Below are 12,550 nucleotides of genomic sequence, written 5' to 3' on the forward strand. Positions count from 1 at the left end.
AGTGGCGGCAGAGCCTGATGACTTACAGAACTCTAAAAGCCAGAAGGCTTACTTACTCTGGTAGTCGTACTGGTAGTAACCGTACTCGCTATAAGTCGATGCCTTTCGCACCACGGCGTTGAAGATTACGCCTTTGACCAAGAGCCCGTTCTGCTCAAGACGGCGCTTGGCGAACTCGATTTCTTTCACGCCGTTCAGCCCGTAACGCGTGACCATTAGGGTAGTGCCGGCCTGGCTGCCGACCAGTGCAGCGTCGGTTACGGCCAGGATCGGAGGCGTATCGAAAATGACCAGGTCGTACATGCTGCTGATCTCTTTGACGAAGCGCGAGAAGTTCTCGTGCATCAGCAGTTCCGATGGGTTAGGAGGCAGCTGGCCGTGAGTAATCACATGCAGATTGTTCAACTGGGTTTTCTGAATGGCATCGAACAGTGTGATTCGGCCGGACAGGATGTCGGAGAGGCCTTTCTCACCCTGGCAACGCATGACTTTATGCAGATAACCCTTGCGCATGTCGGCGTCGATCAGTAGCACCTTTTTGCCAGACTGCGCGATGACGGCGGCAAGGTTGCTGGTCACGAATGACTTGCCCACTGCTGGGCTAGGGCCAGTGATCATGAGAATGTTGTTTTTTGCTTCGATCATCGCGAAGTGCAAGCTGGTACGCAGGCTGCGCATCGCTTCGGTTGCCAGGTCAGCTGGATCATTGATCGAAAGCAGATACGAAGCGCTGCTCTTGTCCCGCTTGAAGTTAACCAGGCGTTTTTCCAGCAGTCCTTGTTTCTCGCTGAACGGGATCGCTGCATACACAGGGATACCTACACGCTCGATCTCTTCAGGGTTTTCGACGCCACGCTTCAGCGCTTCACGAACATATACAAAGGCGACGGCAAGAATGCCGCCAAGCAGCGTGGCGACGATGACGATCAATGGCTTGTTGGGTTTGATCGGCTCGTCGATATCTGCCGCAGCGTGGTCAACGATACGAACGTTGCCCACTGTTCCGGCGCGGATGATATCCAGCTCCTGCGTCTTGTTCAGCAGCATCGAGTAGGTTTCGGATGACACCTCTACATCGCGGTTGAGGCGCAGCAGCTCCTGCTGAGTAGACGGCAGGGTGCCAATTTGCTTTTCCAGTTCAGTCTTTTGCGCTTGCAACTGATTGATCTGGTTCATCAGCGCCTGGAAATTAGGGTGCTGACGGGTGAAGCGGCTTTCCATCTCGGTGCGCTTGAGGTTCTGCTCGGAGATCTGGCTCTCAAGATCAACGATGCGATCAAGCACCGACTGGGTTTCCGCCGAGATATCCACCGAACGATTGCCGGTTTGGAACTCGTTCAGCGCTGTTTGCGCGGCGTCGAGTTTCTTGCGGACCTCAGGCACCTGCTCGCTCAGGAATTCAAGGCTCTGGGTCGCTTCGGCCGCATTGCGCGCAATATTCTGATCGACGTAACGCTGGGCTACCGCCTCAAGCACCTTGACCGCTTTTTCCGGATCGGTGCCTTCCAGCGTCACGTTCAGGATGCCCGACTGCTTACCGCGCTCGCCGGCGTTCAAGCGATTCTGATAGTCCTCGGTAGTGGCATAGGTGCGGTTCTTGACCACAGTAAATGTAGTGCCTGGACGTGCATTAAGTTCCGCCACGGTGATGCCGTAATCCGGGGTTTCGATGGGCTCGCCAACGACGCCTTGAACGACCACTTCGCCGTCGGTATCGCGCAGGATGAAGCCGTTGTTTTCGGCCGCTTCCAGCGTCAGTTCTTCGCCGTGCATCTTGTCTGGAACGATCAACTGTGTGACGCGCAGCGATTCGCCACCCCAGGCATAAGACTCGAAGCCTTCCGGATACCAGCCCAACTCACCTTCCTCGGTAGGCTCGAATCGACGGAAGATATAACCGCCGAACACCGGGAAGTGGTGCGGCTCGATGATGATGTCGAGGTTCAGATCTTCGACTGCACTACCAACAACCGAACGCGATTTGAGCAGGGCAATCTCTGTTTGCGCCGGCGAAACGGCCGGGGCGGTGCCGACCACGTCTGTGAGACTTGGCAGGCCACCCTTAGCCTGGATCTGGATCATTGCGCTGGCCAGATATACCGGCGTCGCGAGCAGCGCATAGGCAACCCCCAGTGCGGCGAAAAACCCCGTTATGGTGAGTATCAGCGCTCGGTTGTTCAGAAACGTGTCAAAGAGGTGGGCCAGGTCAATGTCCTTTTCCTCTTTTGTTTCGTAAATGGGTCGTGGCATGGTGGTCATTGAAGTTCCTTCTTCTATTTCAGGTAAGGAAGCCAGCTTTCGACGGACTGGGTCAGAAGGCTGTGAACATGTTCGAATGCGGGCTTTGACTGGCGGTAGGGATCGGGGATTTCCGTATCGTCAAGCCATTTACCCAGCAGAAAAGTTTTGCCGTGTACTTCGGGTGCGATCTGACGAATGTGTTGGATGTGGCTCTGCTCCATCACAAGGATCAGGTCTGCGCGGTGCAGCATTTCGCTATCAACCTGGCGCGCACGGTGAGCCGTGTGTTCCACTCCGTGATCGTTAAGCACCTCATGTGCAGTCTTGTCCATCGGGTTGCCTACTAAGGCACCTATGCCTGCCGAGCTGATCGTCAGGCCTTTGCCCTTGAGTTTGTGGGCCAGCAATGCTTCGGCTGCGGGGCTTCTGCAGATGTTGCCCACACAGACGATCAATATGTTCTGGAACATTTACTCAGCCTCGTAGCCCGGATTTCGTGGGCGAACAGGTCTGCCTGTTGCAGAACGCAAATCTGATGTTGGCTCGCTTCATTAGTTCAATCTTCCTGCTGCGCTCGCGCATGTAATGTGGCGTGTTGCCAGTTTGGACCTGGTCAATGCGGGGGGCAGTCAGTAGACGTCCTTGTTGAGCAGCAGGGCGGGGACGGTCCGGGCAAGGATGTAGATGTCGAACCAGACGGACCAGCGCTCTATGTAATCGAGGTCGTACTCCACGCGCTTCTCGATTTTCTCGACGGTGTCGGTCTCGCCACGGTAGCCGTTGATCTGCGCCCAGCCAGTGATGCCGGGTTTGACGCGGTGGCGCGCGGAGTATTCCGATACGGCGTCTTCAAACAGCACGCCTGCGGCCTTGGTCGCTGTCGCATGAGGGCGCGGTCCGACCATGGACATACTGCCCAGGAACACGTTGAGCAGCTGTGGCAGCTCGTCGAGGCTGGTTTTGCGAATAAAGCGACCTACTCGGGTGATACGGTCATCATTGCGCGTCGTTTGCCGTTCGGCATTGGCGTCCGACTTGGCGTGGTACATCGACCGGAATTTGAAGACTTCGATCAGTCGGTTGTTGTATCCGTAGCGCTTCTGCTTGAACAACACCGGGCCGGGCGAGTCGAGCTTGATTGCCAGGGCGAGCAGTAGCATGACCGGGGCGGCCGCCAGCAAAGCCAAGCTGGACAGCATGATGTCTTCGATGCGCTTGAACATTGGCGACCAGCCACGCAGCGGCAGGTCGGAGGCAATCAGCGTCGGTAATCCACCGACTTCGGTGATGCGCTTGTTGGCATGGCGGAAGGCAACCATATCCGGCACCAGCAAAACGTTGACCGGAAGTCTGCGCAACTCATTGATCAGCTGGCCGATGCGGCTGTCGGCAAACCAGGGTAGGGCGACCAGTACTTGAGTCACCTTTTCTTCGCGAATCATCTGCTCCAGGTCACGGGTATTGCCCAGCAGTGGCAGGTCAGCCAGCGTATCCGGAAGACGCTCGAGGCGGTCGTCGATGAAACCGAGCACGCCAGTGCGTATATCGCGGTGGTGAGCCAGGTACTCGGCAACACGCACACCATTGTCTGTGCCGCCCAGAATTACAGCATTCTGCAGATACACGCCTTTTGCCATCAGCCGGCGAAAAAGGGCGAGCATCATCAGTCGCTCGGCACCGAACAGGATGCCACTGGTGACGAACCAGAAGGTCAGATGTTTGGCTTCAAGGTAGCCGAACATGCCCAGCCCCTGGTGCATGAAGATCATCAGACTGAAAGCCGCAGCCCACGCGACAAGCATGGTGCGGAAGCGTAGCAGCGTGCTGAAAACTTCCTCACTGTAGATGCCTACCGATTGGAAGATGACAACGCTGATCACGCCAAAAAACATCAGGAAGGTGCTGAATGTGCCTCCGCCTGCGGGCAGGTCGAGGGGCAGAAACAGCAACAACAGAACGCCCGGCAGCACAGAGGTCAGCCCGTGAATCAGACGAATACTGGCAAGAAAGTAATCTACGAAGCTGGGGTGGGCGTACTCAAGGGTTCCAACGGACTGTAAGCGCATACAAGGCTCCTTCCTATGGCTATTGCTAGCTCAATACTCGTTTTGATCGCCGCGATCCGCGGTTCTGATGGCAGGCCGCTATCGCAACCTTCACCTGGACAACAGCTCGGACCGCCCTGCAGGAAATGAGTTCACCGAATTCATGCAAAGAGCCTATTGCTGCGAAAGAATTAAATGCATGTCGCAAATGCTTGATATAAAAGGGATAAGGTGATGACGGAGTGTTATCTAAGCGGCTTTTCAGCGTCCTGCGCTGACCGGTGGTCAACGATTTGGTTGCTCGGCTTAAGTCCCTATGCGGTTGCCCTTTCACAACTTTATGCAGTTGAAACAGGTCTATCTGCGCATACCGATACGGATGACTGGAACGATTGGCATGAATGAACCCAAAGCATTGCTCGTCCTCCACGGGAAGCAAGGGCTCAACGAAGAAGTAAGAGAAGCCGTTACCGAATGGCGCAAGCTGGGCAACGAGCTTGCGGTGCGGGTGACATGGGAACCAGGCGATACCGCGCGGCTGGTACGTGAAGCGCTGGCAACAGGATATCGGACGCTGGTCTCTGGAGGCGGTGACGGAACATTGCGCGAGATGGTGCAGGCGTTGCTCGACAGTGGCTCTGACGCAAGTTTGGCGGTGTTACCGCTCGGCACCGCTAATGATTTTGCACATGCGGCGGAAATACCACTTGCACCGTTCGATGCACTCACTTTGTTGAATCGAGAGCCTGTTTGGGTAGATGTCGGCGAAATGAACGGCGAGCTGTTCATGAATATGGCGACGGGTGGCTTTGGCTCGAAGGTCACCGCCACCACCTCGTCGGAACTGAAGCGAGTTCTTGGCGGCAGCGCGTACCTGCTGACCGGCTTGTCCCGCTTCAGTGAGTTACGCGCCACCTGGGGCCGCTTCGTGGCGCCGGATTTTACCTGGGAGGGCGAGTTTCTAGCACTGGGTATCGGCAATGGTCGACAGTCCGGTGGTGGACAGCAGCTTTGTCCTCAGGCCTCGATCGATGACGGGTTGCTCGACATCTGCATCGTTCCGGCCCCAGCCGATACGGTCGGGACCCTCGGCACCTTGCTGAGTGGTGGGCTGCTGGGCATAGACACCGTCTCGGTCAAAGCTCGTGCACCTTGGTTCGAGGTAGAAGCGCCAGAAGAAATCAGTATTAATCTTGATGGCGAGCCGATCGCGGCAAAGCGGATGCATTTTTCCGTGAAACGGCGAGCACTGCGTTTGCACCTTCCTGTGGACAGCCCATTGCTGCGGGACGAGCCGCTGATAGAGAACGAACATCCATCCGCCTGACCGTTTGCGGTTCCGTATGCGAGCAGGGCATGCGGGCGAGAGATAAATTCTATTGCCGGTGGATAAAGCCCGGACGTTTGCGGCCGATAGCTCCTTAGTCCCTATTCGCCAAAGGAGCCCGCAATGGCCGGCATTCTGGAGTCAGTCGATCAACGCACCCGATTGGTGGGGCAGAACCGTCTGGAAATTCTCATGTTCCGTCTTTCCGGACGGCAACAGTTCGCGATCAACGTGTTCAAGGTGCAAGAGGTTGTGCAGCTGCCGAAGATGACACTGATGCCGCACCGCCACGGCTCGGTGTGCGGCGTTGTGAACCTTCGCGGGCAGACCTTGCCGGTCATCGACCTGTCGCGAGCCATAGGCTTGCGGCCGTTGGTACCGGATGAAAGCAGTACCATCATCGTGACCGAATACAACCGCTCGATTCAGGCCTTTCTGGTCGGCGGTGTGGATCGCATCCTCAACCTCAACTGGGAGGAGGTGTTACCGCCGCCGACCACTGCGGGACGGCAGCACTATCTCACTGCAATTACCAAAGTCGAGGATAAGCTGGTCGAAGTGATCGACGTGGAAAAGGTCCTGGCAGAGATCGTTCCGTACAACACCAGTATCGCACCGGAGCGTTTGACCGATCCGGTGCTCGAGCGTGCCAGGGGGCGTGAGGTACTCTGCGTCGACGACTCGACTGTGGCCTTGGCGCAACTGCGCGAGACCTTGAGCCAGCTGGGTATTACCGTCCACTCTGCCAGCGACGGTGTGAAGGGCTTGAACAAGCTGAAGGCCTGGGCGGATAGTGATGAGGTAATCACTGATCGACTGCTCATGGTGTTTACCGACGCGGAGATGCCGGAGATGGACGGCTACCGTCTCACCACTGAGATACGCAACGATCCTCGCCTGCGCGATCTCTACGTGGTGTTGCATACGTCGCTTTCCGGCAGCTTCAATCTGGCAATGGTGCAAAAAGTCGGCTGCGACAACTTCCTTTCCAAGTTTCAGCCAGAGAAACTGGTCGACGTCGTCCGTGAGCGTTTGTTGCTGGACGAAAAACACTGACCTGATCGTCCGATAGAGGGCCCAGCATGCACCTTGCCTCGCTGTATCGTTTTCCGCTCAAGTCCGGTTCGGCGGAGCTGCTGGAGCATGCACGATGCGACGAGCTTGGCTTGTGCGGTGACCGGCGCTGGATGGTAGTGGACGCTGCAAGCGGGAAATTCCTTACCCAGCGAATGCTGCCACGCATGGCCCTATTGGATGCCCGCTGGCAGGGCGATGCGGCGCTGCTGTTGACGGGGCCAGGGATGGATGCGTTGCGTGTGGCGGTTCCGGAGCAAGGTGCAGTTGAGCGTGGCGTGCTGATCTGGCGCGAAAGCGTACGGGTACCCGATGCGGGTGACGCTGCGGCTGGATGGCTGACGCGGATGCTTGGTCGTCCCTGTCGTCTGGTGCATTTGCCGACTTCGCGTGGCATCCAGGTCGATCAGGACTACGCACGGCCAGGTGAGCGAACGGCGTTCAGCGATGGCTTTCCCTTCCTTCTGATTGGCCAGCGATCACTCGACGATCTTTCGGCGCGGGTCGGACAGTTGCTTGACGCGCGCCGATTTCGGCCGAATCTGGTGATTGCCGGGGCGGCGCCTTACGCAGAAGATGGCTGGCGGCGCATCCGCATCGGTGATCTGACATTCCGCGTGGTTAAGCCCTGTTCGCGCTGCATCATCCCGACCATCGACCCCCTTAGCGGGGAGCGCAACCCTGATCGCGAGCCGCTGGCTACGCTGATGAGCTACCGCAAGGGGGAGGGTGGCGTGTTCTTCGGTCAGAACTTGATCGCCGAAGGCACTGGCTTGTTGCAGGTTGGTATGCCCGTTGAAGTGCTCGAACAGGCGTACCCAGAACAACGCTAATCTCTCAAAAATGGCGCTACGGCTAAGTCGGGCGATTTGAAGGCTGCGGCGCATGCCGCAGCTCATCAAGTCGGATCCGCAGCCTATCGCTGACTGTCGAAGTAGCGCTCGTGCCATTCAACCAGCGGTTGCGGCGAATTGAGTTTCTGCCCGTAGATGACCGAATAGGTCAGGACGTTTTGCACGTACTGGCGGGTTTCATCGAACGGAATATTTTCGACCCAGACGTCAAACGGCAGATGTTGAGCATTCTTCAGCCACTGTCGAACCCGCCCAGGACCGGCGTTGTAGGCAGCCGAGGCTAGCACCCGATTCCCGTTGAACTGACCATAGATCTGGCTGAGATAGGCAGCACCTAGCTGGATATTGACGTTGGGGTTGAGCACTTGCTGGGGCGACGCCAACGGAATGCCAAAGCGCCTGGCGGTTTCTTTCGCGGTAGCCGGCATCAGCTGCATCAGGCCCGAGGCACCTACGTGAGAGCGGGCATCGGCCATGAATGCGCTTTCCTGGCGAGTGATCGCAAATACCCAACTCGGGTGAATCTCACGCGCCTTCGCGGCGTTCACCAGGCTGCTGCGATGTGCCATGGGGAAACGGATGTCCAGGTCGTCCCAATACTTCGCCTGGCTGATGGTGCGGATGGCCGGGAAGTACCATTCCAATTCATAGGCCAGTCGCGCCTGGGCGACCAGTTCGTCGCGGCTGAACAGTAGGCTGACGTGATACCACTCGCGGCGTCCGTCGACGATCTGCCCTCGCGCATGGAATTCCATGGCGCGGCGAATACCAGCGGTATTGCGAACCTTCTGTACCAGTTTCGGGTCGAGCGCCAGGGGCTGATGGTTGAGCTTGTAGGGCGCCTGGATGCGGTCTGCCGAAAGGAAGCCGTAAAAGTCGCGCTCTCCGGCGACCGGCTGGTAAAGCTCGATGGCCTGCTTATCGTTAGGCTTGGCCAGTTCGAGGCTGCGCGCTTTCCAATAACGCCAGCGATTGCTGTTGGCGAGTTCGTCGGGGAACCGTTGGGTCAGCGCATAGACATCGTCCCAGCGGCCCAAGCGCAGCAACAGGCGAGCCCGCCATTCGCTGACCGTGTCATCACGCAGTTCTGGGTCGTACTCGGCCATGATTTTCAGCGCGCGGGGATCGAAGCGCTTGGCCAGCGTAAGACCAATCTGGCGTGCAATGGAGACCTTCTCTTCCGGCGAGAACGACATTCGCCTGGCGTAACTGTCGAGCAGTCCAAGTGCTTGTTCAGGGTTTGCGCGGGCCAGCCGGCGCAAACCTATCGAGACAATATCACCCATGGTTTCGGTGGCTGGCGAGAAGCGCTCGGGCTGACTGAGCAGCTGTGGCTTCTGTGCGACATCGATCAACAGTTCTCCCTGTGCTTTCAGCGTCGGTAGGCTTTTGATCAAAAACTTGGCCAGGCCATAGTTTCTGCTTTCGACCGCCAACTTGACCCGCTTCCAGCGCAGGGCCTCGGTAAGCTGCCCCTCGTCTTCCCAGCGCTCGAACAAGGCATCGCAAGCGTTGTGCTGAGACTTGCCCACCAGCCAAAGCTTTTCGGCGGTGGCATAGCCCTGTGCTTTCTGCCCGCTGATAAGCTGATACTGACCAAACAGGCAGTCAAGCTCGGTGAAGTTCATCTTCGGGTCGTAGTGAGCGACGAAGGGATGCCAGTCGCCGCGTGCCGCCAGCAGTCGCAGCCAGCGAAGTTTCATCCAGCTCGCCTGTGGCAGATCCCCGTGCTCGGCGAGAAATTTTTCCACCTCGTCATTGCTGGCGGTTTTCAACCGTGAGGTCAGTTCGTCATATGCCAGATAGGGCTCGAGCGGATAGTCGCGCAGCGCGTTGGCATAACGCCGGTACGGCCCGCTATCGCCCTTCGCCAATGCCCGCTTGGCTTCGTCGTAGAGCTGACGCTGCTGCTGCAGGCTCGCGGCTTGAGTGGTTTCGAGGGTGACAACGGTGAAGAAAAGGCACAAACAGATACTGGAGAGTCGACCGCGCATGAGACTTCCGAAAACGGGGGTACGAAGAAATTCTGCGGCTAGCTTAGCTTGGCCGGTCGGGCAGTTAAACGAGGATTAAGCGCTTGAAACGCTTAAAGCGAAACTTCCGACGAGCGTCATGTCATTGCCCGTTCCAGGCTGCCCCGGCCCGCTCGGATAGAGGTTGAGAAGGTCGGCGATCACCTGTTCTCAAGCAGGTTGATCGGCATTCGTCACAGCCCGACGGACCGATGCCTTCTGCTAGAATGCGCGCCCTGTTTTCCGGAGATAGTCATGACCCTGCTCAAGTTGACCGATGTGTCCCTCGCCTATGGCAACAATCCATTGCTCGATGGAGTGTCCTGGCAGATTGCGCGGGGTGAGCGGGTGTGCATTATCGGCCGCAACGGTACCGGGAAATCCAGCATGCTCAGCCTGGTCAAGGGTAGTCAACTGCCGGACGATGGCGAGATTTGGCGTGCGCCAGGACTGAAAATCGGCGAGCTGCCCCAGGAATTGCCGGTCGCAGATGAGCGCACCGTATTCGATGTCGTGGCCGAGGGGCTCGCGGGCGTGGGGCAGCTGCTAGCTGATTATCATCACCTGAGCCAGAACATTCATAACGAGGCTGACCTCGATAAGCTCATGCACGTCCAGCAGGAGCTCGAAGCCAAAGATGGTTGGCGCTTGCAGCAGCTGGTCGACAGCACCCTGAGCCGCTTGCAACTGCCAGCCGACAAGACCCTCGCCGAATTGTCCGGTGGGTGGCGTCGGCGCGTGCTACTGGCACAGGCGCTGGTGTCTGAGCCGGATCTGCTGCTGCTCGACGAACCCACCAACCACTTGGATATCGGCGCCATCGCCTGGTTGGAAGAGGCGCTCACCGGCTTCAATGGTGCAGTACTGTTCATCACCCACGACCGGGCATTCCTGCAGAACCTGGCAACCCGAATCCTGGAGCTTGATCGTGGCCACATGATCGACTGGAACGGCGACTACGCCAGCTTTTTGGTACACAAGGAGCAGCAACTGGCAGCTGAAGAAACCGCCAATGCGCTGTTCGACAAGAAACTGGCCCAGGAAGAAGTGTGGATTCGCCAGGGTATTAAGGCGCGTCGTACCCGCAACGAGGGCCGCGTGCGCGCGCTTAAAGCGCTGCGTGCTGAACGTAGCGAACGTCGCGAACACCAGGGCAAAGCCAATCTCCAGATTGATGCGGCTGAAAAGTCCGGCAAGCAGGTCATCGTCGTGGAGCATGCGAGCTTTGCCCATCCTGGCGGTGAGCCGCTGATTCGTGATTTCTCCATGGTGCTGCAGCGCGGTGACCGTATCGGTTTGCTTGGCGCCAATGGCACGGGAAAGACCACGTTGCTCAAGCTGCTGCTTGGCGATTTGCAACCCACCAGCGGCACGGTAGAAGCCGGGACCAAGCTGGAAGTGGCATATTTCGACCAACTGCGTCACCAGCTGGAGCTGGAAAAGACCGTGGTCGACAACGTGGCCGAGGGGCGCGATTTCATCACCATCGACGGCCAGAACCGGCATGTGCTGAGCTACCTCGGTGATTTCCTATTCAGCCCTCAGAGCGCTCGCACGCCAGTCAAGGCGCTCTCAGGCGGCGAGCGGGCACGGCTCTTGCTGGCTAAATTGTTCAGCAAGCCCGCCAACCTGCTGGTCCTGGACGAACCCACTAACGATCTCGATGTGGAAACGCTCGAGCTTCTTGAGGAAGTCTTGCTGGGATTCCAAGGCACGGTACTGATGGTCAGTCACGACCGGGCATTTCTCGATAATGTGGTGACCAGCACCCTGGTGTTCGAAGGCAATGGCGTGGTTCGTGAATATGTCGGTGGCTATCAGGACTGGCTGCGCCAGGGCGGCTCGGTAAAGTTGCTTGGCGTTGGTGAAGGTAAGGAAAGCAAGGAGGCCAAAGCCGAGGCGGCGCAGGCCCAACCAGCAGCACGGCACGCGTCGGCTGAGCCCGCCCCTGCAAAGAAGAAGCTGAGTTACAAGATTCAACGCGAGCTGGAAGCGCTGCCTGGCAAGATCGACGCAGTCGAAAAAGGCATCGCGGCGCTACAGGAGGAGATGGCGCAGCCGGCGTTCTATCAGCAAAGCGCTGAGCGGACCGGCGAAACCATTGCCAAGCTCGAAGTGATGCAGCTGGAGCTCGATGCGCTGCTTGAGCGCTGGGCCGAGCTGGAAGACTGAGCCGTCCGCAACGACGTGACCTCGGCATGCAAGACCCGCACGTTCACCGATTAGAGCGTGCGGCTTAGAAGTCTGCATTGAGCGGGACTTCGTGAAGATAACGATATCTGCCCGCAGACGGAGCGTAGATGGCAATCGAATACCGCATCATCCTCGATGACGAGCATGAGTTCAGCTACCGGATCGAGCCGGACCGTGTGTTTGATCACGAGGCTGCAAAGCAGGCGCCGAAATGGACGCGCCTGGATCATCAGCAGTGCAACAACTGTCCGTTGAGTCGTAATGAGTTCAGCCATTGCCCGGCGGCGGTCGACCTGCATCGAGTCATCGAGGATTTCCAAGGTCTGCCAGCCATTCGTAAAGCGCAGGTGCATGTCCGCACGCCAGAGCGCGAGTACAACAAGCTCGTCGGGCTGGAAGAAGGGTTGCGTGCACTACTGGGTGTGATCATGGCCACCAGTGCATGTCCGATACTCGGCCGGCTCAAGCCGATGGCCCATCAGCATCTGCCGTTCGCGAGCAATCAGGAGTTTGTACTTCGGGCTGTATCGCTATATCTGGCGAGACAGTACTTCAACCTGCGCGAAGGGCGGCATGCCGATTGGGAGTTGCGGGGATTGGTGAGGTCATTCCAACAGTTGCAGCTGGTCAATCAGGCTTTTTGGCAGCGCATCCACGACACCTGTCACGGGGACTCGAACCTCAAGGCCTTCCTGACCTTCTTCTCCATGGCATCGAGTCTGACCTACTCACTGGAGACCCAGTTGCAAAAAATCCGGCCGCTGGTGATGAGCGCGGGGGAGGGTGTCGAAACGGCCTGAGCCA

The 12,550-nt window shown here is 57.9% G+C and carries 9 protein-coding genes; 5 read left to right on the top strand and 4 right to left on the bottom strand.

Annotated features, from left to right (window positions below):
• Positions 1-48 precede the first annotated feature (48 nt).
• The 3 genes from AAGW23_RS11810 to AAGW23_RS11820 form a co-directional block, all read right to left on the bottom strand.
• The gene (locus tag AAGW23_RS11810; RefSeq protein ID WP_342406675.1) at positions 49-2,259 is read right to left on the bottom strand and encodes a polysaccharide biosynthesis tyrosine autokinase; all 2,211 of its coding nucleotides are present in this window, start codon (positions 2,257-2,259) and stop codon (positions 49-51) included.
• Between the two features lie 14 nt (positions 2,260-2,273).
• Positions 2,274-2,711: a low molecular weight protein-tyrosine-phosphatase gene (locus AAGW23_RS11815; protein WP_342406676.1), complete on the bottom strand. Its 438-nt coding sequence runs from the start codon at positions 2,709-2,711 to the stop codon at positions 2,274-2,276.
• Positions 2,712-2,870: 159 nt separating this feature from the next.
• A complete protein-coding gene (locus AAGW23_RS11820) occupies positions 2,871-4,307 on the bottom strand; it encodes an undecaprenyl-phosphate glucose phosphotransferase (RefSeq protein WP_342406677.1) in 1,437 nt (478 codons plus the stop codon).
• A 376-nt stretch (positions 4,308-4,683) separates the two neighbouring features.
• Between AAGW23_RS11820 and yegS the strand changes: the two genes are divergently transcribed.
• The 3 genes from yegS to AAGW23_RS11835 all read left to right on the top strand — a co-directional run bounded on the left by yegS (position 4,684) and on the right by AAGW23_RS11835 (position 7,520).
• The gene (gene yegS / locus AAGW23_RS11825; protein ID WP_342406678.1) at positions 4,684-5,613 is read left to right on the top strand and encodes a lipid kinase YegS; all 930 of its coding nucleotides are present in this window, start codon (positions 4,684-4,686) and stop codon (positions 5,611-5,613) included.
• Between the two features lie 123 nt (positions 5,614-5,736).
• Positions 5,737-6,669 carry a chemotaxis protein CheV gene (locus tag AAGW23_RS11830; protein WP_342406679.1) on the top strand — a complete coding sequence of 311 codons (933 nt, stop codon included), beginning with the start codon at positions 5,737-5,739 and terminating at the stop codon, positions 6,667-6,669.
• A 26-nt stretch (positions 6,670-6,695) separates the two neighbouring features.
• The gene (locus AAGW23_RS11835) at positions 6,696-7,520 is read left to right on the top strand and encodes an MOSC domain-containing protein (protein WP_342406680.1); all 825 of its coding nucleotides are present in this window, start codon (positions 6,696-6,698) and stop codon (positions 7,518-7,520) included.
• An 83-nt stretch (positions 7,521-7,603) separates the two neighbouring features.
• On the opposite strand, the gene AAGW23_RS11840 is transcribed toward AAGW23_RS11835, so the two are convergent.
• Positions 7,604-9,535, bottom strand: a complete 1,932-nt coding sequence (locus AAGW23_RS11840) for a transglycosylase SLT domain-containing protein (protein ID WP_342406681.1) — start codon at positions 9,533-9,535, stop codon at positions 7,604-7,606.
• Between the two features lie 273 nt (positions 9,536-9,808).
• On the opposite strand from AAGW23_RS11840, the gene AAGW23_RS11845 reads away from it, so the two are divergent.
• Together AAGW23_RS11845 and AAGW23_RS11850 are read left to right on the top strand one after the other, a co-directional pair.
• On the top strand, positions 9,809-11,725 hold the full coding sequence (locus AAGW23_RS11845) for an ATP-binding cassette domain-containing protein (RefSeq protein ID WP_342406682.1): 1,917 nt from the start codon (positions 9,809-9,811) through the stop codon (positions 11,723-11,725).
• 128 nt (positions 11,726-11,853) lie between these two features.
• Entirely contained in the window at positions 11,854-12,546 is a 693-nt protein-coding gene (locus AAGW23_RS11850; RefSeq protein ID WP_342406683.1) for a DUF6901 family protein, read from the top strand.
• The last annotated feature ends 4 nt before the right edge of the window (positions 12,547-12,550 follow it).

Source organism: Stutzerimonas chloritidismutans, from assembly GCF_038562055.1.
GTDB classification, from domain to species: domain Bacteria; phylum Pseudomonadota; class Gammaproteobacteria; order Pseudomonadales; family Pseudomonadaceae; genus Stutzerimonas; species Stutzerimonas chloritidismutans_A.